The organism is Allobosea sp. UNC402CLCol, from assembly GCF_000745475.1.
Lineage (GTDB): Bacteria > Pseudomonadota > Alphaproteobacteria > Rhizobiales > Beijerinckiaceae > Allobosea > Allobosea spartocytisi.
This window is the reverse complement of sequence record NZ_KN050692.1, coordinates 149,050-174,827: the sequence shown is the minus strand read 5'-3', so window position 1 is coordinate 174,827 and position 25,778 is coordinate 149,050. Positions and strand designations below refer to the sequence as shown.

Sequence of the window (25,778 nt, the reverse complement as noted above, 5' to 3'; positions counted from 1 at the left end):
AGGCACAGTAAGATTTACCCGTCTTCCTGATGGAGGAGGGCGAGAGCGCCCAGCATCGTCCCCAATGCTGCGGGCAGCCACGCCGCGACGACCGGATTGACGATTCCCGACGATCCGAGTTCCTCCGACAGTTGTGTCGCCACATAGAGCACGAACCCCGCCGCGACGCCAGCGATCACCAGTTTCGTGACACCACCAAAGCGGAAAAATCTTAAAGAAACGGATGCTGCCACCAGCACCATGGCGATCAGCAGCAGCGGGCGCGCCATAAGCGATTGATATCGCAGCTCATAAGGCGTTGTGTCGAGGCCGGCGCGCTTCGTCCGCTCGATGGCCGTCGGCATGGACCAGAAGCCGACCGCCGCGGGCGGTGTGAAACTTTGGCGCATCTGATCCGGCTCCAGCGTCGTCGCGAGATCGTAGTTCTTGTAATTCTGTGGCTCTTCCGAGGCGGAGATCACGCGCGCATCGGAGAGCTGCCAGTGCCCGGGTCGCAGGATGGCCTGGCGGGCATCGATTCGGTCCCTGAAGGAGCCGTCCGGGTTGAAGTTGAAGATCGCGACCTGCGAGAGCCCGTCCTCGTCCGGCAAGGCACCGGCGGCACGGATGATCGCCTGGCCGTCGACGCTGCTCTGCCGCAGCCAGATTTCCGGCACGCTCGCGGCCGCCGGTCCGCCCGTGCGCACGAAGAGCCGGGTCTCGAGGGCGGTGGCGCGGCGCTTCATCTCGGAGGCGAGCGGGTTGTAGACCGTGATCGAGATCAGTCCGATCACCCCCGCCACCACGGCCGCCGGCTGCAGGAACTGCCAGGCCGAGACACCGACCGAACGGGCGACGACCAGTTCGAGCTTCCGGCTCAGCGTCAGCAGCGCGAACATGCCGCCGAACAAGGCCGCGAAGGGGAAGATCTGCTCGGCGACGCTCGGAACGCGATAGAGCGCCAGCATGATGATGCGCGGCGTGGTGGCGATCGGCGAGTCGCCGGCCCGGCGCATCAGCTCGACGAAGTCGAGCGTACCGATCAGGAAAAAGAAGGTGCCGAACACGCTGATGATCGCGCGGGTGAAGCGCAGCGTCAGATAACGGCCGAGGGTTGTGAAGAGCAGCATCAGGCGCGCCGGAACCGGGCCGCCAGGTTGACCAGCGGCAATGTCAGCGGGGCCGTCATCCGGGCGAGGACCGGTCGCAGCCGCTCGCCGTAATAGATGAGGGTTACCGCCAGGATGATGGCGAGGAGAGGCAGGATATAGAGCATCGCGGCGGCGACGGGCGAGCGCACGCTCGCCGTCCAGGCGGCATAGGCTGCGATGCGCGTCGCGCCGACGATCATGATCGCCGCCTGGATCGCCAGAGCGCGGCCCTGGCGCGTGGTGCGCGCCTCGCCGATGGCTGCGAAGGCGATCAGCATGAAGGCGAAGGGGTAGAGCGGCGCCGAGAGGCGGTTATGCAGCTCGGCCCGGAACCGGCCTTCCTGGATCTTGTAATAGGCCTCGTTCGGGTTCTGGTTGATCAGCTCCCAGGTCGAGCGCTCGCGCGGCTTGTAGACCACCTTGTCGCCGTCGCCTTCGCCGGCCCCGCCGGTCGGATCGCCGGTCAGCGCCGAGAGATTGAGGGCGTAGCGCTCGAAGGAGATGATCGAGGTCGTGTTGGTGTTCTTGGCCTCGCGCTGGATCGTGCCTTTTTCCAGCATCAGGAAGCTCTGGCCCTCCGCCTCGACGGTGCGTCCCCGCTCGGCGAGGTAGATCGAGGGCTGCGTCGGGTCGCGCCGGTCCTGCATGAAGATGCCGACCAGCGAGTCGCCCACCTTTTCACGGTAGTGGAAGGTCACACCGGAATCGAGCGAGACGAACTGGCCTTCCTTGACGACGTTGGTGACGAAATCGGCCCGGATCAGGGTGATGAGGTCGCGCAGCATCCGGAAGCTTGCCGGCATCACCGACACCGTCATCCAGGCGACGACGACGGCCGTCGCCACGGTCAGGACCAGGAAGGGGCGCGTGACGCGGTGCGGCGCGATGCCGGCCGCGTTCATGACGATGAGCTCGGAATCGCCGTTGAGCTTGTTCAGCGTGTAGAGCGTCGACATGAACAGCGCGACCGGCGCGATGCCCGCGACCAGCGCCGGCAGCGAGAGCAGGGTCACGGTCAGGAAGATCAGGACCGTCTGGCCCTTGCCGGTGATGAGGTCGACCTCGCGCAGCGCCTGCGTTACCCAGATCACGCCGGTGAGGCCGAGCAGCAGCACGATCGCCGCGCCCGCCGCGGTCTTGAGGATGTATCGGTCGAGGCGGTTCAGGAACACGCGTTGCTTTCCGGCAGGCGGGGAACCGAAGGGCCCCGAGGTGGTTCGTCGAACTCACCCTATGGTATAGGCGGATTTGCGGCGCAAACGGGAATCGTCGGCGCCGTGTCCTCCAACTGTCTCTTCCAAGCAATTTTCGCAAGATTGTGAGCGGATCATGTCGCAGCGCCTGAAGCTCGAGATCAAAGCCCCGGATACGGTCGAGGGGCACGATCTCGTCGTCCTCGTTTCCGACGCGCTGACCCTTTCGGGAGCGGCGCAGGAGGCTGCGGGGCCGGGCGCGCAGGCTTTGCTCACGCGTGCCGCCGCCGCCGAGCGCTTCAAGGGCAAGGCTTATGCCGGGTTGACGCTGCCTGCGCCCGAAGGCGCCGCCTATGAGCGGCTGATCGCGATCGGCACCGGATCCGCCGCTGATCGCGGCGAACTCGATTTCGTGAAGCTCGGCGGAGTGATCGCAGGCCGGCTTGCCGCCGGGCGTAGCGCGGAGATCGTCCTCGCTCTGCCGGAGGGCATGGTGGAGGCGAAACAGGCCGCCGATCTGGCGCTGGGCCTCAGGCTGCGGAGCTATGTCTTCGACCGCTACAAGACGAAGAGCAAGGACAAGGACGAGACCGGCTCCATCGCGGTCACGCTCCGGGTGGCCGATCCCGCGGCCGCGAAGAAGGCCCTGAAAGCGGCGGATGCCATCGCTGCCGGTGTCGTTCTGGCGCGCGATCTCGTCAACGAGCCGCCGAACGTCCTTTATCCGGAGGAGTTCGCCGATCGTGCGAAGAAGCTCGAAAAGCTCGGCGTCGAGGTCGAGATTCTCGACGAGAAGGATCTGAAGAAGATCGGCATGCGGGCGCTGCTCGGCGTCGGTCAGGGCTCGCGCCGCGAGAGCCGCGTCGTCGTCATGCGCTGGAACGGCGCCGGCAAGGACGAGCCGCCGGTCGCCTTCATCGGCAAGGGTGTCACCTTCGACACCGGCGGCATCTCGCTAAAGCCCGGCGCCAGCATGGAGGACATGAAGGGCGACATGGCGGGCGCGGCCTGCGTCGTCGGTCTCATGCATGCGCTCGCGGCCCGCAAGGCCAAGGTCAACGCCATCGGCGTGATCGGCCTCGTCGAGAACATGCCGGACGGCAATGCCCAGCGCCCGGGCGACATCGTGACCTCGCTCTCAGGCCAGACCATCGAGATCATCAACACCGACGCCGAGGGCCGGCTCGTCCTGGCCGATGTGCTCTGGTACGCGCAGGATCGTTTCAAGCCGCGCTTCATGATCAACCTGGCGACGTTGACGGGGGCGATCCTGGTCGCGCTGGCGCAGGAGAATGCCGGCCTCTTCACCAATAGCGACGAGCTGGCGCAGCGCCTGACGGCGGCCGGCCTCGCGACGGGCGAGACGGTCTGGCGCATGCCGCTCGGCAAGGCCTACGACAAGATGATCGATTCGAAATTCGCCGACATGAAGAACTCGTCCGGCCGCTATGCCGGCTCGATCACCGCAGCGCAGTTCCTGCAGCGCCACGTCAACGACACGCCCTGGGCTCATCTCGACATCGCCGGCACGGGCATGGCGGCCAAGGACAGCGAGATCAACCGCTCCTGGGGGCCGGGCTGGGGCGTGCGCCTGCTCGACCGGCTGGTGAAGGACCATTACGAAGGGTGATTCGCTTTCTCAGGAAGTATCGGTAAAGTTTTGGGTCGCAGGGGTTTTTATGGCTGAGATCCTGTTCTTCCATCTGCAGTCGCGCCCGCTCGAGCAGGTCCTGCCGACCATCCTCGACCGGGCGCTGGCGCGTGGTCAGAAGGTCGTGGTGGAGGTTTCCAGCCAGGAGCGGATGAGCGTCGTCGACGACCATCTCTGGACCTATGCCGATGAGAGCTTCCTGCCGCATGTCACGGCGATGGAAGCCGACGCGGCCAAGAACCCGATCGTGGTGACGACGCAGGCGCATAACCCCAATGCCGCGCAGGTGAGAATCTGCGCGGATGGCGTTCGCATTCCGGACGCAATGCAGGACTACGAGCGCGTCGTTCTGATATTCGATGGTGACGATCCCGAGGCGCTCAGTGCCGCTCGCGAGGATTGGAAGAAGGCGAGGGCTTCCGGACATGCCGCCAGCTACTGGCAGCAGGACGAGGCCGGCCGCTGGGAGAAGAAAGCGTGAGACTGCCTGTCCTGTTCCTCTGCGCCGCGGCGCTCGGCGGCTGCTCGGTCGACATGGGCGGCTTCGCCTTCCAGTCGGAGACGAAAGGTGGCGTCACCACCACGACGACGACCACCGGCAGCGCCGGCATCTCGACGCGCGAGCCGGTGCTGACGCCGGAAGGCGAGTGCAGCGTCGGCGTCTCGCTCGACCCCTCGACACGGCCGCTGCCCAAGGAGATCGCGCCTGGCATCACCGAATGCGAGCTGGTCAAGCTCAAGGGCAAGGCCCCGACCGACGTGCTGATCGGCGAGAGCGGCAAGGGTCAGCGCGAGGTGCAGGTGCTCTATGCCGAGCCTGGTGGCCGCGAGCTTTATCTGTTCACCGACAACAGGTTGGGCCGAATCGTGAAGCCGGGCGGGGAGGGCTGAGCGGCGTCTGCTCGGCCGTCATCCCCGGGCTTGCCAGTCGAGCCCCGTGGCGGCACTCTCAATTCAACAAGACGTTCAGCGGAACTAGACCGGCGTATGTTCTCGTCGGGCAGCAGGACATGGGAAGCGACCAGAGATGATCATGGACGGTAGGAATGCCGATTCCGGCAAGATGGACGAGATTGCTCTGCTGGAGCGTCGCGCGGGGCTTCTCAACCGCCGGTCGTTTCTGGCCGGCTCCGCCATGGGGCTCGGCGCGCTGACGCTGGGCGGTTGCGCGATCTCCGACGGCATGAGCCTCGCCGAGGCGGAGAAGGTCTACGGGCCCGTGCCTGAGGAGAAATTCCCGATCCCGGCGGTCGACGTCACCAAGGTCGATCCGAAATATTTCCGCAAGACCGTGCGCTACGAAACCAAGGAAGCGCCCGGCACGATCATCGTCGATCCCGGCAATTACTACGTTTACCGCATCGAGGAAGACGGGGCCGCCACACGCTACGGCGCCAATGTCGGCCGCGACGGGTTCCGCTGGAACGGCGACGCCTATGTCGGGCGCAAGTCCGAATGGGCGACCTGGACACCGCCCAAGGAAATGATCAAGCGCCAGCCCGAGGCCGCCAAATACGCCCGCGGCATGCCGGGTGGCCTCGACAACCCGCTCGGCGCCCGCACGCTCCATCTCTATCAGAACGGCGTCTACACGCTCTACACGATCTATGCGTCGAGCGATCCCGAGTCGATCGGCTCGGGGGTCACGAGCGGCTGTGTCGGCCTGCTCAGCCAGGACATGATCCACCTGTACAATCGCACGCCGGTCAAGACGAAGGTGGTCGTCCTGCCGGCCTAGGCGACGGCGTCAGCCTCCGGTGCGGGCAGCGGGCAGTTGATGCTCGCTGCGCGGCGCTGCCGATGGCGGATGCCCGGACCTCAGGCAGCCACTCCGCTGCCATCCTGGCCCGCAGGAGGCTCCGGCAGCCATGTCGCCAACGCGCTGCGGCCTGTCTCGGTCAGCGCGTAGACGCCGCGCTCGGAGCGCTCGAACCAGCCATAGACATTCCTGCGCAGGATCTTCTGGGCATCGGGGAAGGATCGCTTGAGATCGCGCGGCCGTTGCGGCGCCGATGTCATCGCTGCCGCGCAGGCGAGCGCCTGCTGGCGATAGGCCGTCATGATCGGCTTGCGCGTGCCTCCGCCGGCGGCGGGGTCGCCCTGGCGTCGTTTATGCTCCTCGACCAATCTCGAGCGCCGGCGCGGATCCTTCCGGGGCGTCGGCGCGGTGGGAGACACCAGGACGTCGACGCGGCCGGATGAGGAGACGCCCAGCAGTCCAAAACCGAGGCGTCGGCAGAGATTGCGATATCGCGGATCGCTTTCGCGGCCCTTGCCCTTGGCGGAAAGCTGGGCGGCCAGCCAGATCTCGTCGCCGAGGCTCATTCTGTCCACACCCTGCAGAATGAGCTCCAGATTGAACGTCAGCTTGAGCTCGCCGATGACCACCACGGCCGGATCGTCATCCCGCAGCCCGACGAGATCGCAATGCCCGATTTCGCCCTTGACGCTATAGCCGAGGCCCTCGAGGAAGCGTTTGACGGGTAGATAAAGGGACGTTTCCACATCGGATCTCCGGGCAACCCGTCGAGCATGCCCCGATAGTCGTTTCAGAGAGGCAAACGCCGCCGCGAACGGGCGCACGACATGCGCCGCTTGCTCGGATAAACGCGTGCCTGGCTCGGACCATGTTCGTTCGGCCCGAAGCGCGTGCTTCAGGCGCTCTCCAACTCCTCGCCCAGCACCAGCCACTCCTCCTCCGCCGCCGCGAGCGCTTCCGCCAGCTCGGCCCGCTGGCGGGAGAGCTGCAGCGCCTTGTCGGGCTCGCGCGAAAAGGCGCCGTTGGCGAGCGCGGCATCGACCTTCTCGATGAGGCCCGTCAGCTTGGCGATGCGTGCCTCGGCGAGGTTGAGCTTCTGCCGGAGCGGCCCCTGCGCCACGCGCTTGGTCGCCGCTTCCTTGCGCTCGTCCGCTTTCGGCTTCGCAGTGGCCTCCGGCGCCGGCTTGCCGCGCCTTTCGGCTTTGGCTGCGCCGAGCACATAGGTGCGGTAGTCGTCCATGTCGCCGTCGAAATTCTTCACCGTGCCGCCCGCGACCAGCCAGAGCCTGTCGGCGCAGGCCTCGATCAGGAAGCGGTCGTGGCTGACCAGCATGACGGCGCCGGGATAGTCGTTGATCGCATTGACCAGCGCCGTGCGGCTGTCGATGTCGAGATGGTTGGTCGGCTCGTCGAGGATCAGCAGATGCGGCCCGTGGAAGGTCGCGAGCCCGAGCATCAACCGTGCCTTCTCGCCGCCGGAGAGCAGCTTCACCGGCGTATCCGCCTTGGACGCGGGGAAGCCGATCTGCGCCGCCTTGGAGCGCACTTTTGCCTCAGGCGCATCCGGCATCAGATCGCGCAGATGGCCGACCGGCGTATCCTCGATCCGCAATTCGTCGAGCTGGTGCTGGGCGAAATAGGCGGTCTCCAGCTTGCTCGACTTCTTCATCTCGCCGGACATGGCGTCGAGCCGGCCGCCGATCAGCTTGCAGAAGGTCGACTTGCCGTTGCCGTTGGAGCCGAGCAGCGCGATGCGATCGTCCGGCGCGAGGCTGAGATTGAGCCGCGACAGCACCTTGCGCTCGCCATAGCCGGCGCTCGCATCCTCCAGCACGATCATCGGCGGCGAGAGCGGCTTCTCGGGGCCCGGGAAGGCGAAGGGCTGGACGTCGCGGTCGGTGATGGCGGCGATCGTCTGCATCTTCTCCAGCCGCTTGACGCGCGACTGGGCCTGCCGCGCCTTCGAAGCCTTGGCCTTGAAGCGGTCGACGAAGGCTTGGAGATGCTTGCGCTCGGCGTCCTGCTTCTCCTTGGCGCGGGCGAGCTGCATCTGCTTCTCAGCCCGCTGCTTCTCGAAGGAGGAATAGCCGCCGCGATAGAGCGTGAGCTTGCCCTGGTCGAGATGCATGATGTGGTCGACAGAGGTGTCCAGCAATTCGCGATCATGGCTGATGACGATCACGGTATGCGGATAGCGCTCGAGGTAGTCGTAGAGCCAGAGCGTGCCTTCGAGATCGAGATAGTTGGTCGGCTCGTCGAGCAGCAGCAGGTCGGGCTCCGAGAACAGCACGGCCGCCAGGGCGACGCGCATGCGCCAGCCGCCCGAGAAATCGGAGCAGGGACGCTGCTGAGCCTCCTCGTTGAAGCCGAGCCCGTGCAGCACCATCGCGGCGCGGGCCGGCGCGGAATGGGCGCCGATATCGGCGAGCCGCGTCTCGATCTCGGCGATGCGATGCGGATCGGTCGCGGTCTCGCTCTCCTTCATCAGGGCGGTGCGCTCGATGTCGGCGGCGAGCACCACCTCGATCAGCGATTCCGGCCCGCCCGGCGCTTCCTGCGCGACGCCGCCGATGCGCCGTCCCTTCGGCAGGCTGATATTGCCGCTCTCGGTGCCGAGATCACCGGTGATGATCTTGAACAGCGTGGTCTTGCCGGTGCCGTTGCGGCCGACGAAGCCGACGCGCGCGCCATCGGGAATTGCGGCGCCGGTGTGGTCGAGCAGCAGGCGCTCGCCGAGGCGATAGGTGATGTCGTTGATCGTCAGCATTCCGGCGATGTAGGGCGGTCGGCCGGAAAAGCCAATCGAAAGCGCGAAACGGGGCAAACGTCACGATTTCGTCACGATCCTGCCGCGGCGCGGCCCGCTGGCGCCTTCACCCAACGGAAATGCAGTAATTCTTTGATTCGCGAGGCTGTCTTCGATGCATGCCTACCCGTTCCAAGTCGCGTCCCGCCCTGTTTCCTTCCTGGCGCCCCTGATGATCTGCGTCGCGATCATCCTCGGCAGCGTTGCGGCGCTTACGGCGATCGTTCCGTTCTCCTGATCCTGTTGCGGCAACCGATGCGGCGGCACGCGGCTTTGCAGCCGGCGGTGCTTGTCGCCGGCGATGCCAGCCGCTAACGCTGGATCATGACGCGCACCGCTTTCTACACCGGCTCCTTCGACCCCGTGACCAACGGCCATGCCGACGTCATCGCCGCCGCAGCAGGGCTTTGCGACAGGCTGGTCGTCGCGATCGGCGTTCACCCCGGCAAGGCGCCGCTTCTCCCCGTCGAGCAGCGCGCCGATCTAGTGCGCGCAGTCGCATCCCCGCTGCTGGCGGCGAAGGGGGCCGTGCTCGACGTCGTGACCTTCGACGATCTCGCCGTCGACGCGGCCCGTCGCGCGGGCGCCACGCTCATCATCCGCGGCCTGCGCGACGGCACTGATCTCGATTACGAGATGCAGATGGCCGGCATGAACGGCACGATGGCGCCCGATGTGCAGACGGTCTTCCTGCCGGCCTCGCCCGGTGTGCGCCACATCACCGCGACGCTGGTCCGGCAGATCGCGGCGATGGGCGGCGATGTTTCGGCTTTCGTGCCGCCGCCGGTGCTGGCGGCGCTGAAGGCGCGCTTCGCCAAAGGCTGAAGCATAAACGGCCGTCATTCCGGATCATGGCCCGGAATGACGGGTCCGGTTCCAGCTCGGCCGACGGGGCGGGGCGCAAGACACATAACTTCGCCATCTTCCGCCGCTTTCTGCCGATTTTGGTTTGCATTTTGCCGAGAGCGATGGTGTCTCTCAGGTGAAGCGACTCGTCGTGCAGGGCCCTGCGCGACGCCCTCCGACAGGTTTTCCGATGCGTCTTTCCCGCTATTTCCTGCCCATTCTGCGCGACACGCCCAAGGAAGCGGAGATCGTCTCGCACCGGCTGATGCTGCGCGCCGGCATGATCCGTCAGGAATCGGCCGGCATTTATGCGTGGCTGCCGCTGGGCCTGCGCGTGCTCGACAAGATCTGCAAGGTGGTGCGCGAGGAGCAGAACCGCTCGGGCGCCGTCGAGATCCTGATGCCGACGATCCAATCGGCCGATCTCTGGCGCGAGAGCGGGCGCTACGACGCCTATGGCAAGGAGATGCTGCGCATCAAGGACCGGCATGATCGCGACATGCTCTACGGCCCGACCAATGAGGAGATGGTCACCGAGATCGTCCGGGCCTATGTCAAGTCCTACAAGGACCTGCCGCTCAATCTCTACCACATCCAGTGGAAGTTCCGCGACGAGGTGCGTCCGCGCTTCGGCGTGATGCGCGGCCGCGAGTTCCTGATGAAGGACGCCTATTCCTTCGACCTCGACAAGGACACGGCCCGCCACGCCTATAACCGCATGTTCACCGCCTATCTGCGCACCTTCGCGCGGCTCGGCCTGAGGGCGATCCCGATGCGCGCCGATACCGGCCCGATCGGCGGCGACCTGTCTCACGAGTTCATCGTTCTGGCCTCGACCGGCGAGAGCGAGGTGTTCTGCCACAGCGACTATCTGAACTTCCAGACTCCGGCGGCCGACACCGATTTCGACAGCGTTCCGGGCCTGCAGGGCGTCGTCGACAAGTGGACGAGCCTTTATGCCGCCACGGAGGAGATGCACGACAAGGCCGCTTTCGAAGCGATTCCCGAGGAGAAGCGCGTCTCGGCGCGCGGCATCGAGGTCGGTCACATCTTCTATTTCGGCACGAAATATTCCGAGCCCATGGGCGCGAGCGTCACTGGCCCGGACGGCCAGCAGGTCCTGCTCCATGGCGGTTCCTACGGCATTGGGCCGAGCCGCCTCGTCGCGGCGCTGATCGAGGCCGGACATGACGATGCCGGCATCGTCTGGCCCGAGGAGATCGCACCCTTCGACATCGCCGTCATCAACCTCAAGGCTGGCGACGCCGCAACCGACGGCGCAGCCGAACGCCTCTACAAGGACCTGCTCGCCAAGGGTTACGACGCGCTGCTCGACGACACCGACGACCGGCCGGGCGCCAAATTCGCCACCGCCGACCTGATCGGCGTGCCCTGGCAGATCATCGTCGGCCCCAAGGGGCTGGCCGAGGGCAAGGTCGAGATCAAGCGCCGTGCCGGCGGCGAGCGCGAGCTCGTCTCGCTGGAGGCCGCTCTCGATCGCTTCAAGGGCAAGGCGGCGTGACGGGATATCGGGCAGCGGGATATTGGGCATGAGCGCCGTCGCCGAAAGTTCGGACATCCCGACCGGCACGAAGCCTTTTGCCGGCTTCGAATGGCTGCTCGCCGGGCGCTATCTCCGGACGCGCCGGCGCGAGGGCTTCGTCTCGGTCATCGCCGGCTTCTCCTTTCTCGGCATCATGCTCGGCGTCGCGACGCTGATCATCGTGATGTCGGTGATGAACGGCTTCCGCAAGGAGCTGCTCGAGAAGATCGTTGGCGTGAACGGCCATATCTTCGCAACCCCGATCGACCGGCCCCTCGACGATTACGACAGCGTGGCCGAGCGGCTGCGCAAGATCACCGGCATCCAGCTCGCCATCCCGCTGGTCGAGGGCCAGGCCCTGGCATCCTCCCAGACCGGCAATAACGGCGTGCTCGTGCGCGGCGTGCGCGAGGCCGACATCAAGGCGATCCCCTTCATCGGCGGCAACATCAAGTCCGGCACGCTCGATGGCTTCGATGCCGCTCCGCCCGGCGTCGCCATCGGCATCCGCCTCGCCAACGCGCTCGGCGTCCAGGTCGGGGACACGATCACGCTGGTGACGCCGCAGGGCGCCTCGACGCCCTTCGGCACGGCGCCGCGCATCAAGGCCTACCCGGTCAAGGCGATCTTCTCTATCGGCATGACCGAGTTCGACGGCACCTTCGTCTACATGCCGCTCGCCGAGTCCCAGGCCTATTTCAACCGCGACGGCGATGTGAACGTCATCGAGATCTTCGTCGACAATCCCGACAACACGCAGAAGGTCCGCGACGCCATCGAAGCGGATGCGCCGCGCCCGCTCGTCCTCTCCGATTGGCGGCAGCGGAATCGCAGCTTCTTCAATGCGCTGGAAGTCGAGCGCAACGTCATGTTCATCATCCTGACGCTGATCGTGTTGGTGGCGGCGCTCAACATCGTCTCCGGCCTGATCATGCTGGTGAAGGACAAGACCGAGGACATCGCGATCATGCGCACCATGGGCGCGACGGCCGGCACGGTTCTGCGCGTCTTCCTGATCACCGGCGCAGCGATCGGCGTCGTCGGCACGCTCGCCGGGCTGATCCTCGGCGTTCTCTTCTCCCACTACATCAAGTCGATCATGGCCGCGCTGAACTGGATCACCGGTGCCAATCTCTGGGACCCGACGGTGCGCTTCCTCAGCGACATCCCCTCGGTGCTCGACTGGCGCGATGTCGTGAACGTCGTCCTGATGGCGCTGACGCTGTCGCTGCTGGCGACGCTCTATCCGGCCTGGAAGGCGGCACGGCTCGACCCCGTCAAAGCGCTGAGGATGGGCTGATGGCGCAGGAAACGCCCGCGCTCTTCCTGTCGCAGGTCGAGCGTTTCTATCCGCAGGCGGATGCGCCGCTCGAAGTGCTGCGCAAGGCCGATTTCGCGCTCTGGCCGGGCGAGGTCGTCGCGCTGGTGGCGCCGAGCGGCACCGGCAAGTCGACCCTGCTGCATGTCGCCGGCCTGCTGGAGAAGCCGGATGGCGGCGAGGTCTTCGTCGGCGGGCTGGCCACCACCAAGCTCGACGACAAGGGCCGCACGCGGCTGCGCCGCACCGAGATCGGCTTCGTCTATCAGTTCCACCATCTCCTGCCGGAATTCACGGCGCTGGAGAACGTCGTGCTGCCGCAGCGCATCCGCGGGCTGGACCGGGATGTCGCGGAGGAACGGGCGGCGGAGCTCCTGAGCTTCCTTGGTCTCGGCCAGCGGCTCGACCATCTGCCGGGCGAGCTCTCGGGCGGCGAGCAGCAGCGCGTCGCCATCGGCCGCGCTGTCGCCAACGGTCCGCGCCTGCTGCTGGCGGACGAGCCGACCGGCAATCTCGATCCGCAAACCGCGCAGCATGTCTTCGGCACGCTGATCGCGCTCGCCCGCGCCTCCGGGCTCGCGGCGCTGATCGCGACGCACAACCTCGATCTCGCCCGCAAGATGGACCGCCAGGTCACCATCCGCGAAGGGCTGGTCGTGCCGCTGGCTTAAGAGCCTGCCGCCATTCCCGGGCGCCGCGGAGCGGCGACCCGGAGCTCCCCTGCCTGATGATGAACTGCGGAACCACCCCGTCATTCCGGCCGCAGCGAAGCGGAGGGCCGGGATCCATGATAGGGCGCTCCGCTCTACGATGGATCCCGGATCTACGCGGCTTCGCCACTTGTCCGGGATGACGGGGTGGTTCCGCAGTTCATTTTGCGAGAGATGCCCGGGTCGAGCCCGAGCATGACGCGGTTTTACGCCAGGCGAGGCGCCACAAGCGTCAATCGTTAAGCAATCGTTGACTCTTCAAGGAGGCTGGGCCGGTCCCTTTCGCCTCGGCAATTGACGAGAACAAAAGATGAACTAACATGAACCTATCGAGAACAACGGAGGTTCGCTATGACTGCAGCGCGTAAATTCGCCGCCGGCCTGGCCGAGATCGCCTCGCTTGCGGTCTTCCTCGGCATGATCTGGCTCTGGGCCGCTCTTCTCTCAGGGCCGCAGGTCTGATCATGGCAGGAGGGGGCGGGAGGCGCGCCGTCCACAGCCGGCCCGAAGAGGCTATCGACGGGCGCCCCCGGGGAGTTCCATAAGAAAAGGCACGGGTGAGCGAGTCGCGGCGCGGCGGCGGGAGAGGGACATGGGACGGGACGCAGGCGAGACACGCATCCTGTCGGATATCGGCTTCGTCCATCTCCATGTCCATTCGAGCTATTCCTTGCTCGAAGGCGCGATGACGGTCACGACGCTCGCCAAGATGGCCGCCGCCGACGGCCAGCCGGCGCTGGCGCTGACGGACACTGACAATCTCTTCGGCGCGCTGGAATTCTCCGAGAAGCTGTCCGGCTCCGGCTTGCAGCCGATCGTCGGTGTGCAGCTCTCGGTCGATTTTGCCGATGAGGGCGAGGGCGGCCGCAGGCCGGTGCAGCCGCAGCGCCTGCCGCATATCGTCCTGCTCGCCATGGACGAGGCCGGTTACGGCAATCTGATGAAGCTCGTCAGCGAGGCCGCGCTGGCGACCGGTGGCGCCGGCCAGCCGGTGACCACGATCGAGCGCCTTGCGGCCTATCACGACGGGCTGATCGCGCTGACGGGCGGCAGCGAAGGGCCGGTCGATACGGCGCTGCGCAATGGCCAGATTCCCGTGGCGGCGGCGCGGCTCGCCACGCTCGCTCAAATCTATGGCGACCGGCTCTATGTCGAGATCCAGCGCCATGGCGGCGAGAACGAGGCGGCGCTGGAGGCGCATCTCCTGCGCCTCGCCTATGATGCCGATCTGCCGATCGTCGCGACCAACGAGCCCTTCTACGCCAAGCCCGCCGATTTCGACGCCCATGACGCGCTGCTGGCCGTGGCGGAAGGGCGCCTCGTCTCGGATGGCACGCGCCGCCGCGTCACGCCCGAGCACTATTTCGCTTCGCGCGCCGAGATGAAGAAGCGCTTCGCCGATCTGCCCGAGGCGCTGGCGAACACCGTCGAGATCGCGATGCGCTGCCATTGGCGCGTCACCACCCGCAAGCCGATCCTGCCGCGCTTCGGCGAGGAGGGCCGCGACGAGGCCGAGGAATTGCAGGAACAGGCGCGCGCCGGTCTTGCCGCGCGGCTCGCCAAGCATGGCCCGGCCGAGGGCTTCTCCGTCGAGGATTACGAGAAGCGGCTCGATTTCGAGCTCTCGATCATCACCCGGATGAAGTTCCCGGGCTACTTCCTGATCGTCTCGGACTTCATCAAATGGGCCAAGGCCCAGGATATCCCGGTTGGCCCGGGTCGCGGCTCGGGCGCTGGCTCGCTCGTCGCCTATGCGCTGACCATCACCGACGTCGATCCGCTGCGCTTCGGCCTGCTCTTCGAGCGCTTCCTCAACCCGGATCGCGTCTCGATGCCGGACTTCGACATCGACTTCTGCCAGAACCGGCGTGAAGAGGTGATCGACTACGTCAAGCATCATTACGGACAGGAGCGCGTCGCCCAGATCATCACCTTCGGCACGCTCTTGGCGCGCGGCGTGCTGCGCGACGTCGGCCGCGTGCTGGAAATGCCTTATGGCCAGGTCGACAAGCTGACCAAGCTGGTGCCGCAGAACCCGGCCAAGCCGATCTCGCTGAAGGATGCCATCGAGGGCGAGCCGAAGCTGCAGCAGGCGGCCGAAGAGGAGCCGATCGTCGCGCGGCTGCTCGAAATTGGCCAGAAGCTGGAAGGGCTTCACCGCCATGCTTCGACTCACGCCGCAGGCGTGGTGATCGGCGACCGGCCGCTCGAACAGCTCGTCGCGCTCTCGGTCGATCCGCGCACCGGCATGCGCGTCACCCAGTTCAACATGAAATGGGTCGAGCAGGCCGGGCTGGTGAAGTTCGACTTCCTCGGCCTCAAGACGCTGACCACGCTGACCACGGCGGTGAAGCTCATCGCCCAGCGCGACATCCAGATCGACCTCGCCCAATTGCCCTTCGACGACCCGCCGACCTACGCCATGCTGGCGCGCGGCGAGACGGTCGGCGTGTTCCAGGTGGAATCGGTCGGCATGCGCAAGGCGCTGGTCGAGATGAAGGCCGACCGGATCGAGGATCTGATCGCGCTGGTGGCGCTCTACCGTCCCGGCCCGATGGACAACATCCCGACCTATTGCCGCCGCAAGCTCGGGCTGGAGGATCCGACCTATCTCCACCCCGGCATGGAGCCCTATCTGCGCGAGACGCACGGCATCATCGTCTACCAGGAACAGGTGATGCAGGTCGCGCAGGCGCTCTCGGGTTATTCGCTCGGCGAAGCCGACCTGCTGCGCCGCGCCATGGGCAAGAAGATCAAGGCGGAGATGGACGCCCAGCGCGACCGTTTCGTGAAGGGCGCCATCGAGGGCGGCATCAAGAAGGACATCGCCTCCGAGATCTTCGACCTCCTGGCGAAGTTCGCCGACTACGGCTTCAACAAGAGCCATGCGGCGGCCTATGCGGTCGTCGCCTTCCAGACCGCCTATCTCAAGGCGAACTTTCCCGTAGAGTTCCTCGCCGCGTCGATGACGCTCGACATGGGCAACACCGACAAGCTCTCGGAATTCCGCCGCGATGCCGAGCGGCTCGGTATCAAGGTCGAGCGGCCGGCGATCAACCATTCCGGCGTCGAGTTCGACGTCGCCGAGGGCAAGATCTTCTACGCGCTCGGCGCCATCAAGGGCGTCGGCCGGGCGGCGGTCGAGGCGCTGGTCGCGGCGCGCCAGTCCGGCGGTCCCTTCCGCGATCTCGCCGATCTCGCGCGCCGCATCGACACCAGGCTGGTCAACCGCCGCACGCTGGAAGCGCTCATCGCCGCCGGCGCGCTCGACGAGCTCCAGGAGGACAGGGCCCGCGCCATGGCCGCCATCGATGGCATGCTGGCGCTCTCCAACCGCACCCGCGACGAGGCGGCCGCCGGCCAGTTCGACCTGTTGAGCGGCGGCGTCGTCCAGGAAGCCTTCCGCATCCCGCAGGTCGAGCCCTGGGCTCCGGCCGAGAAGCTCAAGCGCGAGCACGAGGCGGTCGGCTTCTTCCTCTCGGGCCATCCGCTCGACGATTACGAGCATGTGCTGAAGCGCCTGCGCGTGCAGCGTTATGCCGATTTCGCCCAGACCGTGCGCGCCAACGGCACCGGCGTCGGCAAGGTCGCGGTCTCCGTCATCGACAAGTCGGAGCGGCGCACCAAATCCGGCAACAAGATGGGCATCGTCAACCTGTCGGATCCGAGCGGCCAGTTCGAGGCGGTCCTGTTCTCGGAAGGGCTGATGCGCTACCGCGATTTGCTGGAGCCGGGCCGGGCGCTGGTGCTGCGGCTTTCCGCCGTGCTCGACGGCGAGGAGGTGCGTCCGCGCATCGAGGATGTCGAGGTGCTCGACGATCTCGCCTCGCGCCAGAAGCAGGACCTCCTGATCTATCTGCGCGACGACAAGGCCGTGCCCTCCATCGCCGAGCGCATCCGGCCGCGCGGCGAGGCTTCGCGCTCCGACGGCAAGGTATCGATCGTCATGATTCTCGACGATGGTGCGCAGGAGGTCGAGATCGAGCTGCCGGGCAAATACCCGGTCACCCAGCAGGTCGCCAATGCGGTGCGCGCCGCTCCCGGTGTTGTGAGCGTCGAACTGCGTTGAGACCTGCCGGCCGGCCTGTTTCCCGCCTTGCCGGCACTTGCCCGCGGCATAGGGTTGAAGCACGCTGTAGACCGCAAGGAGGGCGGCCATGGCTGGACCGTTCGAGATCGACAGGCGCATGCTGATCGCGGGGGCGACGGTGCTGACCGTTGCCGGCGTACCGCATGGCGCCCGGGCACAGGAGACACCCGTGATCGACGAGCGCGCCGTTCTCATCGTCGTCGATGTCCAGAACGATTTCTGCCCCGGCGGCAACCTTGCCGTTCCCAGGGGCGACGAGGTCGTCCCGGTCATCAACGCGCTGGCGAAGCGCTTCTCGAACATCGTGCTGACGCAGGACTGGCACCCGGCCGGGCATTCCTCCTTCGCCTCCAGCCATCCCGGCAAGAAGCCGTTCGAGACGGTCGAGATGCCTTACGGCCGGCAGGTGCTCTGGCCGGATCACTGCATCCAGGGCTCGAAGGGGGCGGAGTTCCGCGCCGATCTCGACGTTTCCAGCGCACAGGCGATCATCCGCAAGGGCTATCGCCGCGAGGTCGACAGCTATTCCGGCTTCGTCGAGGCCGACCGCAAGACCCCGACCGGCCTCACCGGCTATCTCAGGGAGCGCGGCATCCTGCGCGCCGTCATCGTCGGGCTCGCCACCGATTTCTGCGTGAGCTGGACGGCGCAGGATGCATCCGCCGCCGGCTTCGAGACCTATGTCGTCGAGGATGCCTGCCGCGCCATCGATCTCGAAGGTTCGCTGGAGAAGGCCTGGGCCGAGATGGCCGAGAACGACATCACCCGGATCAGGGTGAGCGACCTGCCGGGCTGAGCCGCGTCGGTGTCGCGCGCCCAGCGCCTGCTCGATCTCATCCAGCTCCTGCGCCGCCACCGGCGTCCGGTCTCCGGTCGCCGGCTCGCCGATGAACTCGGCGTCAGCATTCGCACGCTCTATCGCGATATCGTCACGCTGCAGGGGCAGGGCGCCCCGATCGAGGGCGAGCCCGGCCTCGGCTATGTGCTGAAACCGGGCTTCATGCTGCCGCCGCTGATGTTCGGCGAGGACGAGATCGAGGCGCTGCTGCTTGGCTCGCGCTGGGTCGCGGACCGCGCCGACGGCCCGCTCGCGCTCGCGGCGCGCGATGCCATGGCGAAGATCGTCGCCGTGCTGCCAACCGACCTGACGCGCCGCGTCGAGGATGCGGTGCTGATCCTCGGGCCGGGTCGGGCGATCGCCGCCGGAGAGGGCATCGATCTCGCCGCCCTGCGGCGCACGATCCGCGCCGAGCGCCGGGCTCGCATGGCCTACGGCGACGGGCAGGGGCGGGCGAGCGAGCGCATCGTCTGGCCGCTGGCGCTGTCCTTCTTCGATCATGTCCGCGTCCTCGTCGCCTGGTGCGAACTGCGGCAGGATTTTCGCCATTTCCGGGTCGATCGTATCGACCGGTTCGAGCCGCTGGATGCGCGCTATCCGCAGCGGCGCGCAGTGCTGCTCAAGGCCTGGCGCGAGAAGGAGGGCATTCCGTCGCCTCAGTGACGGACACTGCCGGAAATTGGCAGCATCTGATTCTACGGTCTGCATCGTCGAAACCGCCGAAGACGAGCCCTGGAGGCCAATCATGTTCGATGCTCATTTCATCCTGCTGCATGTCGAGAGCCCGGCAGCGAGTGCGCGCTTCTATGCCGATCTGATCGGTCAGGAGCCGAAGGAACTGTCGCCGACCTTCGCGATGTTCGTGCTGCCCTCGGGCATCCGGCTCGGGCTCTGGTCGCGCCATACGGTCGAGCCTGCCGCAACCGCGCAGGGCGGAGCGGCCGAGGTCGCGATGATGGCGCCGTCTGCCGCGGCCGTCGATGCGACCTGCGCGGCGTGGCGTGGGCGTGGCATCGCGATCCTGCAGGAGCCGACCGATCTCGATTTCGGCCGCACCTTCACGGCGTCCGATCCCAACGGTCATCGCCTGCGCGTGTTCTGGCCGTTTCCGGCGGAAGGCTGAAGCGTCCGGCAGGTGTTTCCCGGAACCTGCCTGGCAAGAACCGCTTGGCAGGAACCTGCCTGGATGGTCGGTCCTTCAGGAGCCGCCCAGCAGCGGTTTCCGGCCTGGCACGAACGGCATGCGTGCCGTTCGGCAGCGGGGGTTGTCGGCATGGGCCGGGGCGGTTAGGCACGAGGCGGGGGGAGGGAGCGCATGTCTCGCATGCGATTGATTTGAAAGCTTGAAGGATACTCCAAAATGATCTCGAAAATGTCATTGAAGGTTGTCGTTGCGGCCGCCACGCTGCTGTCTTCCGCCCTGCCGTCCTTCGCCCAGACCCAGGCCGACCAGCTCAAGCTCGCCTATCAGGCGGCGCGCAATCAGCTCGGCCTTCTCGGCTATTGCGTCGACAAGGGCTACACCGATGGCGGTGCGGTCGAGGTCCAGAAGAAGCTGGTCGCGCTGATCCCGGCCCCGGCCGATCTCAGCGGCGGTGATGCCGCCGAGGCTGCCGGCCGCAAGGGCAAGATCTCCGCCATGGGGATGGAGCAGGACATCGAGGCCATCGCCAAGGCGCAGAACGGCACGTCGGCCGTCTATTGCAAGCAGATCGGCGATCTCGTGAAGCAGATGGGCGCCAAGCTGCCGCAGTAAGGGGCGGATCGGGCACCGATTTCGTCAGGAACGACCCCGCGCGAGCCGCTCGCGCGGGGTATTTGCCGGCTCCATCGGCTTTTCTATGCCTTGCCGGCTTGCATTGCGGCGCTATCCCTTGTATGGCGCACGCCATCCCACATGGAGCGCATCGCCTCTGTCCTAAGAGGCGTTCCGGTGACGCGGCAGCCTATGCCTGTTCATTCGCGCTCCAGAGGCTCAACCGGAAGGATAACGAATACCATGGCTCTGCCTGATTTCTCGATGCGCCAGCTCCTTGAGGCCGGCGCCCATTTCGGCCACCAGGCCCACCGCTGGAACCCCAAGATGTCCCCGTACATCTTCGGCGTCCGCAACAACATCCACATCCTCGACCTGTCGCAGTCGGTGCCGATGCTGCATCGCGCCCTGCAGGCCGTGTCGGACACCGTCGCCAAGGGCGGCCGCGTCCTCTTCGTCGGCACCAAGCGCCAGGCGCAGGATGCCATCGCCGATGCCGCCAAGCGTTCGGCCCAGTATTATGTCAACTCCCGCTGGCTCGGCGGCATGCTGACCAACTGGAAGACCATCTCGGCCTCGATCCAGCGCCTGCGCAAGGTCGACGAGCTGCTCAATGGCGGCGGCTCCGGCCTGACCAAGAAGGAGCGTCTGATGCTGTCGCGTGAGCGCGACAAGCTCGAGAAGGCGCTCGGCGGCATCAAGGACATGGGCGGCACGCCGGACATGATCTTCGTGATCGACACCAACAAGGAAGCGCTCGCGATCAAGGAGGCCCAGCGCCTCGGCATCCCGGTCGCCGCCATCGTCGATTCGAACTCGGATCCGGACGGCATCACCTTCCCGGTCCCGGCCAATGACGACGCCGGCCGCGCCATCCAGTTCTATTGCGACCTGATCGCCCGTTCGGCGATCGACGGCATCGGCCGCGCCTCGGGCGACCACGGCGTCGATCTCGGCGCGTCGGAAGCTCCGATCGTCGAGGAGGCCCTGGAGCCGGTTGCGGCCGAAGGCCAGGTCTTCGAGGTGCTGACCACGCCGCGCGGCGCTCCGGACGATCTCACCAAGCTCTCCGGCATGGGCCCCGACGCGGTCCAGAAGCTGAACGACGGCGGCATCTACCACTTCTGGCAGATCGCGGCGATGTCGCCGGCCGACGTGACCAAGATCGACCACGACCTCAAGCTCGGTGGCAAGATCGAGCGCGAGGGCTGGGTCGCCCAGGCGCGCGAGCTCGCCGACGCCTGATCGGCCGAATGAATGATGGCGGCGCGTCATTCGCGCGTCGCAATCAGGCTTCTGATGTGATGCCAAACAGCGCCGACGGCCGGAAACGGAGCGTCGGCGTTTCCCCATCGATGGCGTCGCAACGAGAGATCCGCGGCCGGCCTCCCGGGCCCGCACCGCACGACAGCTAAGGATTTGAGACAATGGCAGCGATCACCGCCGCACTCGTGAAGGAACTCCGCGACAAGACTGGCGCGGGCATGATGGATTGCAAGGCCGCGCTCTCCGCCAATGACGGCAACCTCGAGGCCGCCATCGACTGGCTGCGCGCCAAGGGCCTCTCCAAGGCCGCCAAGAAGGCCGGCCGCGTCGCCGCCGAGGGCCTTGTCGCCGTCGCCGTGCAGGGCCATGAGGGTGTCGTGGTCGAGGTCAACTCCGAGACCGACTTCGTCGCCCGCAACCCCGAATTCCAGGCGCTCGCCAAGAGCATCGCCGATGTCGCGCTGGAGCGCGGCGGCGACGCCGAGGCGCTGCTCGGCCATCACTATCCGGGTGGCGGCACGGTGCAGGAAGCCATCGCCAACGCCATCGCCACCATCGGCGAGAACATGACGCTGCGCCGGGTCGCCGCGCTCAAGGTCTCCTCGGGCCTGATCGGCTCCTATGTCCACGGCGCGATCGCCGAGGGCCTCGGCAAGATCGGCGTCATCGTCGCGCTGGAGACGACCTCCAAGAGCGACGAGCTCGTCGCGCTCGGCCGCCAGCTCGCCATGCACGTCGCCGCGACCAACCCGGTCGCGCTCGACCTCGCCTCGGTCGCTCCCGACGTGCTGGAGCGCGAGAAGGCGATCCTGGCCGAGAAGAATGCCGGCAAGCCCGCCCATGTGCTCGAGAAGATCACCGAGAGCGGCCTGAAGAGCTACGCCAAGGAATACTGCCTGCTCGAGCAGGCCTATATCCATGACGGCTCGAAGTCGGTCGCGCAGGTGCTCAAGGAGCTCGAAGGCAAGCTCGGCGCTCCGGTGAAGCTCACGGGCTTCGTCCGCTACGCGCTCGGCGAGGGCATCGAGAAGGAAGAGCAGGACTTCGCTGCCGAAGTCGCTGCTGCCGGCGGCACCACGGGCTGACAAGCCTGTTCAGGAATGACAGAAAGGCCGCGCATCGCGCGGCCTTTTTTGTAGGAAGAAGGGCCGCGCCGATTCCCGGCGGCGGCCCGAATGGACGGAGAGATCATCGATGCGACCCAAACGCGTTCTCGTGAAGCTCTCCGGCGAAGCCCTTGCGGGAGCGCAGGGCTACGGCCTCGACGGCGGCACGCTGGTGGCGCTGGCGGCCGACATCGCCCATGCCTCGCGCGAAGGCGTCGAGGTCGGCATCGTCGTCGGCGGCGGCAACTTCTTCCGCGGCGTGCAGGGGCTCAACAAGGGGCTGGACCGCACCACCGCCGATTCGATCGGCATGCTCGGCACGGTGATGAATGCGCTCGCGCTGGAGCACGCCATCGAGGCGGCCGGTGCGCCGGCCCGCGCCATGTCGGCGGTGCCGATGCCCTCGCTCTGCGAGAGCTATGCCCGCAAGCGCGCGCTCGACCATCTCAGCAACGGCAAGGTCGTCATCCTCGGCGGCGGCACCGGCAATCCCTATTTCACCACCGACACCGGCGCGGCCCTGCGCGCGGCGGAGCTCGATTGCAGCCACCTGCTCAAGGCGACGCAGGTCGACGGCGTCTACAGCGCCGATCCGAAGAAGGATCCGACCGCGACCCGCTACGACACCCTGACCCATGAGGACGCGATCCGGCGCGATCTCAAGGTGATGGACACCGCCGCCTTCGCGCTCGCCCGCGATGCCGGCCTCACCATCGTCGTCTTCTCCATCGCCGAGTCGGGCGCTCTCGCGGCCGTGCTCCGGGGCGAGGGGCGGGCGACCTATGTGACTCCCTGAGCGGGGCGCACCTTCACTGGCCCCGCTTGAAGAGCTCAAGCCCTCATCCTTCGAGCACTTCTCGGGATGAGGGCTGCGGAAGAGCGGACGGATTCTCAGTAAGTACGCCAGAGGCCGGGCGTCGCCAGCTCGAGCATGTGCCCGTCCGGATCGCGGAAATAGAGGCTCTTGCCGCCGCCGCCCCACTGCATGCGCCCCTCGACGGCGATGCCGAGCTGTTCCAGCTTCTCTTCCCAGGCGGCCAGCTCCGCCTCCTCGACGGCGAAGGCGATGTGCAGGGGGCCGCTGCCGTCATGCGGCGGGATGCTGCCGTTGTCGGAGCGCTGCGTCTGCAGCGACGCCCCGCGCTGGAACAGCAGCAGCACGCTCTGCCCTCCGACATCATAGGCGAACAGCGTCGCGGTCTTGAGCAGCGGCGCGAGGCCGAGCTTCGTCTCGTAGAAGTCGCGGGCGCGTTCGAGATCATCGACATAGAGCGCGGTCTCGATGATGCGGTTCAGGCGGGGCACTCTGTTTCTCCCAAGGTTTCTGCAAGCCGGAACTGGCTCGCCGCAAGGCGAGGCGGTAGGGTGGAGATGGGTTTCCGCGAGCGGTCCGCCAACGGCCTGTCCCGCCGCCCGGCTATGATTTGCCTGCACTGACAGCTTTACCCTTGCCCATCGGCGGGGAAAATGCTGTTCCGGCAGGTAGTTCTTGACCCTGCGCGGCCGCCCCGCCATGGTCGCGCCGATTTTTGATGTTCCGTAAGGTCTTGATTGAAATGGCCCAGACGACGTTCGACCTCGATGACATAAAGCGCCGCATGGCGGGTGCCGTGCAGTCCTTCAAGAGTGATCTGGCTTCGCTGCGTAGTGGTCGCGCTTCTTCGAACATGCTCGATCCGATCCAGGTCGAGGCCTACGGCGCGCGCACGCCGCTCAGCCAGCTTGCGACGGTGAGCGTGCCGGAGCCGCGCCTGCTTTCCGTCCAGGTCTGGGACCGTTCGATGGTCCAGGCCGTCGACAAGGCGATCCGCGAATCCGATCTCGGCCTCAACCCCCAGACCGAGGGTCAGGTGCTGCGCATCCGCATCCCCGAGCTGAACGAGCAGCGCCGCAAGGAGATGGTCAAGGTCGCGCATAAATATGCCGAGGATTCCAAGGTTTCGGTCCGCCATGTCCGCCGCGACGGCATCGATGTGATCAAGAAGCTGGAGAAGGACGGTCACATCACCAAGGATGACGTGACCCGTCACACCGACCAGGTCCAGAAGGCGACCGACCAGCATATCGCCGAGATTGATCAGGCGCTGGCGGCGAAGGAAAAGGAAATCCTGCACGTCTGATCCGCAGCCCTCCGGGGCTGCGCGCATCGGTTTCTGCCAAGGCCCAACGAGGCTCAATCGCATGTCATCTGGCCAGCGCGACGCAGGCGTTTCCAACCCGGCCCATGTCGCCATCATCATGGATGGAAACGGCCGCTGGGCGCAGATGCGCGGCCTGCCGCGTCAGGAAGGGCACCGGCGTGGCCTCGAGGCCCTGCGCCGCACGGTGCGCAACGCCAGCGATCTCGGCATCGCGGTGCTGACGCTCTACAGCTTCTCGACCGAGAACTGGCGGCGGCCCCATGCCGAGGTCAGCTTCCTGATGGGGCTGCTCAAGCACTTCGTCGAGAAGGATCTGGCCGAGCTCTCCGCCGCCAATGTGCAGGTGCGCATCATCGGCAGCCGGTTGGATCTGGCGCCGGATCTGCGTCGCCTGGTCGAGCATGCCGAGACGCGCACGCGCGGCAATACCGGGCTCATCCTGGCGATTGCCTTCAATTACGGCTCGCGCGACGAGATCGTCCGCGCAGCGCGCCAACTCGCGGCCGATGCCGCGGCCGGGCGGATCGATCCGGCCGCCATCGACGACGCGGCGCTCACCGCCCGGCTCGATACCCATGACCTGCCCGACCCCGAACTGGTGATCCGCACCTCGGGTGAGACGCGCATCTCCAATTTCCTGCTCTGGCAGGCGGCCTATGCCGAATTCGTCTTCACGCCGGTGATGTGGCCGGATTTCGACCGCGCCGCCTTCGAGGACGCGCTGGCACAATACCGGCAGCGCGAGCGCCGCTTCGGCGGCGTCGCGGCGCCGCCAGACCGCAGCGTGGACGTCGCGTGAATGAACCTGCTCCCGCCTCGCCCGGATCGGGCTCGGGCGAACTGAAGCGGCGCGTCGTCTCGGCGCTCGTCCTCGCAGCCGTCGTCCTGGCCCTGACGCTGTGGGGCGGCTGGCCGTTCCGGCTGGTCTGGGTGCTGGTCGCCGGTATCGTCGCCTATGAATGGTTCTCGATCGTCAGCCGGGGCAACGCGGTCGCGGCCGGAGCCGGCGTCGTCGTGGCCGGGCTCGCCCTGTCCTTCCTGCCGATCGCTCCCGCCGCCCTCGCGGGCGCGACGGCCGCCGCCGCTCTCATCGGCGCGCTGGCGGCGCCTTTCGTGCGGGCGCGCCTGGCGCTCGAATTATGCGGCGTCGCCTATGCGCTCGCCTTCGCCCTGATCACGCCGGCCCTGCGCGATTGGCCCGTGGTCGGGCTCGCGCTCATCCTGTGGAGCTTTGCCGTCGTCTGGCTGACCGACATCGCCGCCTATTTCACCGGCCGCAGCTTCGGCGGCCCGAAACTGATGCCGCGTGTCAGCCCCAAGAAGACCTGGTCGGGCGCCATCGGCGGCACCCTCGCGGGAACGGTCGCGGGCACGCTGATCTGGAGCTTCGCGACCCTCGGCGCGCCGGGCGCGAATGGCTGGGTGATCGCCGCCTCGCTCGCCGCCTCGGTCGCAAGCCAGGCCGGAGACCTGTTCGAATCCGCACTCAAGCGCCGTTTCGACACCAAGGATTCCAGCCATCTCATTCCGGGCCATGGCGGCTTCCTCGACAGGCTCGACGGCTACTGGGCCGTGCTGGTCCTGGCCGGGCTCGCGCTCTTCGCGTTCCAGATCGACATTTGACC

At 66.7% G+C, this 25,778-nt stretch carries 24 protein-coding genes; 19 read left to right on the top strand and 5 right to left on the bottom strand.

From position 1 onward, the window contains the following. Positions 1–14: 14 nt before the first annotated feature. Together lptG and lptF are read right to left on the bottom strand one after the other, a co-directional pair. Positions 15–1,109 carry an LPS export ABC transporter permease LptG gene (gene lptG / locus GY40_RS23325; protein WP_038367618.1) on the bottom strand — a complete coding sequence of 365 codons (1,095 nt, stop codon included), beginning with the start codon at positions 1,107–1,109 and terminating at the stop codon, positions 15–17. Beyond that, positions 1,109–2,302 (bottom strand): LPS export ABC transporter permease LptF, encoded by a 1,194-nt coding sequence (lptF, locus tag GY40_RS23320; protein WP_248311266.1) that lies wholly within the window; start codon positions 2,300–2,302, stop codon positions 1,109–1,111. Before lptF ends, lptG begins: the two co-directional genes overlap by 1 nt. A gap of 157 nt (positions 2,303–2,459) precedes the next feature. Between lptF and GY40_RS23315 the strand changes: the two genes are divergently transcribed. The 4 genes from GY40_RS23315 (at position 2,460) to GY40_RS23300 (ending at position 5,712) form a co-directional block, all read left to right on the top strand. After that, positions 2,460–3,953, top strand: coding sequence for a leucyl aminopeptidase (locus tag GY40_RS23315; RefSeq protein WP_038367613.1), 1,494 nt, complete (start codon positions 2,460–2,462; stop codon positions 3,951–3,953). A gap of 49 nt (positions 3,954–4,002) precedes the next feature. Beyond that, positions 4,003–4,455 (top strand): DNA polymerase III subunit chi, encoded by a 453-nt coding sequence (locus tag GY40_RS23310; protein ID WP_038367611.1) that lies wholly within the window; start codon positions 4,003–4,005, stop codon positions 4,453–4,455. Further along, positions 4,452–4,865 carry a hypothetical protein gene (locus GY40_RS28395; RefSeq protein WP_248311265.1) on the top strand — a complete coding sequence of 138 codons (414 nt, stop codon included), beginning with the start codon at positions 4,452–4,454 and terminating at the stop codon, positions 4,863–4,865. Before GY40_RS23310 ends, GY40_RS28395 begins: the two co-directional genes overlap by 4 nt. A gap of 136 nt (positions 4,866–5,001) precedes the next feature. After that, a complete protein-coding gene (locus GY40_RS23300) occupies positions 5,002–5,712 on the top strand; it encodes a L,D-transpeptidase family protein (RefSeq protein WP_038367608.1) in 711 nt (236 codons plus the stop codon). Between the two features lie 80 nt (positions 5,713–5,792). On the opposite strand, the gene GY40_RS23295 is transcribed toward GY40_RS23300, so the two are convergent. Together GY40_RS23295 and GY40_RS23290 are read right to left on the bottom strand one after the other, a co-directional pair. Further along, positions 5,793–6,479: a DUF2161 domain-containing phosphodiesterase gene (locus tag GY40_RS23295; RefSeq protein WP_038367605.1), complete on the bottom strand. Its 687-nt coding sequence runs from the start codon at positions 6,477–6,479 to the stop codon at positions 5,793–5,795. A 149-nt stretch (positions 6,480–6,628) separates the two neighbouring features. Continuing rightward, positions 6,629–8,500 carry an ABC-F family ATP-binding cassette domain-containing protein gene (locus tag GY40_RS23290; protein ID WP_038368686.1) on the bottom strand — a complete coding sequence of 624 codons (1,872 nt, stop codon included), beginning with the start codon at positions 8,498–8,500 and terminating at the stop codon, positions 6,629–6,631. A 363-nt stretch (positions 8,501–8,863) separates the two neighbouring features. On the opposite strand from GY40_RS23290, the gene coaD reads away from it, so the two are divergent. The 12 genes from coaD (at position 8,864) to pyrH (ending at position 22,808) form a co-directional block, all read left to right on the top strand. Then, positions 8,864–9,364: a pantetheine-phosphate adenylyltransferase gene (gene coaD / locus GY40_RS23285; protein WP_038367602.1), complete on the top strand. Its 501-nt coding sequence runs from the start codon at positions 8,864–8,866 to the stop codon at positions 9,362–9,364. Positions 9,365–9,575: 211 nt separating this feature from the next. Further along, on the top strand, positions 9,576–10,907 hold the full coding sequence (proS, locus tag GY40_RS23280; RefSeq protein ID WP_038367599.1) for a proline--tRNA ligase: 1,332 nt from the start codon (positions 9,576–9,578) through the stop codon (positions 10,905–10,907). A gap of 28 nt (positions 10,908–10,935) precedes the next feature. Next, a complete protein-coding gene (locus GY40_RS23275; RefSeq protein ID WP_051988446.1) occupies positions 10,936–12,228 on the top strand; it encodes a lipoprotein-releasing ABC transporter permease subunit in 1,293 nt (430 codons plus the stop codon). Beyond that, positions 12,228–12,917 carry an ABC transporter ATP-binding protein gene (locus tag GY40_RS23270; RefSeq protein WP_038367597.1) on the top strand — a complete coding sequence of 230 codons (690 nt, stop codon included), beginning with the start codon at positions 12,228–12,230 and terminating at the stop codon, positions 12,915–12,917. The genes GY40_RS23275 and GY40_RS23270 overlap by 1 nt, the downstream gene beginning before the upstream one ends. 631 nt (positions 12,918–13,548) lie before the next feature. Beyond that, on the top strand, positions 13,549–17,025 hold the full coding sequence (gene dnaE / locus GY40_RS23265; RefSeq protein WP_038367595.1) for a DNA polymerase III subunit alpha: 3,477 nt from the start codon (positions 13,549–13,551) through the stop codon (positions 17,023–17,025). An 88-nt stretch (positions 17,026–17,113) separates the two neighbouring features. Beyond that, entirely contained in the window at positions 17,114–17,842 is a 729-nt protein-coding gene (gene pncA / locus GY40_RS23260) for a bifunctional nicotinamidase/pyrazinamidase (RefSeq protein WP_038367592.1), read from the top strand. 9 nt (positions 17,843–17,851) lie between these two features. Beyond that, the gene (locus GY40_RS23255; RefSeq protein WP_038367590.1) at positions 17,852–18,547 is read left to right on the top strand and encodes a helix-turn-helix transcriptional regulator; all 696 of its coding nucleotides are present in this window, start codon (positions 17,852–17,854) and stop codon (positions 18,545–18,547) included. Positions 18,548–18,629: 82 nt separating this feature from the next. Next, positions 18,630–19,007 (top strand): VOC family protein, encoded by a 378-nt coding sequence (locus tag GY40_RS23250; RefSeq protein WP_038367587.1) that lies wholly within the window; start codon positions 18,630–18,632, stop codon positions 19,005–19,007. Between the two features lie 249 nt (positions 19,008–19,256). Next, a complete protein-coding gene (locus GY40_RS23240) occupies positions 19,257–19,640 on the top strand; it encodes a pore-forming ESAT-6 family protein (protein WP_051988549.1) in 384 nt (127 codons plus the stop codon). Positions 19,641–19,883: 243 nt separating this feature from the next. Then, positions 19,884–20,885, top strand: a complete 1,002-nt coding sequence (locus GY40_RS23235; protein WP_038367582.1) for a 30S ribosomal protein S2 — start codon at positions 19,884–19,886, stop codon at positions 20,883–20,885. Between the two features lie 182 nt (positions 20,886–21,067). Next, the gene (gene tsf, locus GY40_RS23230) at positions 21,068–21,991 is read left to right on the top strand and encodes a translation elongation factor Ts (protein WP_038367580.1); all 924 of its coding nucleotides are present in this window, start codon (positions 21,068–21,070) and stop codon (positions 21,989–21,991) included. A 109-nt stretch (positions 21,992–22,100) separates the two neighbouring features. Next, on the top strand, positions 22,101–22,808 hold the full coding sequence (pyrH, locus tag GY40_RS23225; RefSeq protein ID WP_038367577.1) for a UMP kinase: 708 nt from the start codon (positions 22,101–22,103) through the stop codon (positions 22,806–22,808). A gap of 95 nt (positions 22,809–22,903) precedes the next feature. Here the strand turns inward: pyrH and GY40_RS23220 are convergent, their stop codons facing one another. Further along, positions 22,904–23,317 (bottom strand): VOC family protein, encoded by a 414-nt coding sequence (locus GY40_RS23220; protein ID WP_038367574.1) that lies wholly within the window; start codon positions 23,315–23,317, stop codon positions 22,904–22,906. Positions 23,318–23,568: 251 nt separating this feature from the next. On the opposite strand from GY40_RS23220, the gene frr reads away from it, so the two are divergent. The 3 genes from frr to GY40_RS23205 all read left to right on the top strand — a co-directional run bounded on the left by frr (position 23,569) and on the right by GY40_RS23205 (position 25,776). Further along, positions 23,569–24,132 (top strand): ribosome recycling factor, encoded by a 564-nt coding sequence (gene frr / locus GY40_RS23215; RefSeq protein WP_038367572.1) that lies wholly within the window; start codon positions 23,569–23,571, stop codon positions 24,130–24,132. 61 nt (positions 24,133–24,193) lie between these two features. Further along, positions 24,194–24,952, top strand: coding sequence for an isoprenyl transferase (locus GY40_RS23210; RefSeq protein WP_051988445.1), 759 nt, complete (start codon positions 24,194–24,196; stop codon positions 24,950–24,952). Further along, a complete protein-coding gene (locus GY40_RS23205; RefSeq protein ID WP_038367570.1) occupies positions 24,949–25,776 on the top strand; it encodes a phosphatidate cytidylyltransferase in 828 nt (275 codons plus the stop codon). The genes GY40_RS23210 and GY40_RS23205 overlap by 4 nt, the downstream gene beginning before the upstream one ends. Positions 25,777–25,778: the final 2 nt, after the last annotated feature.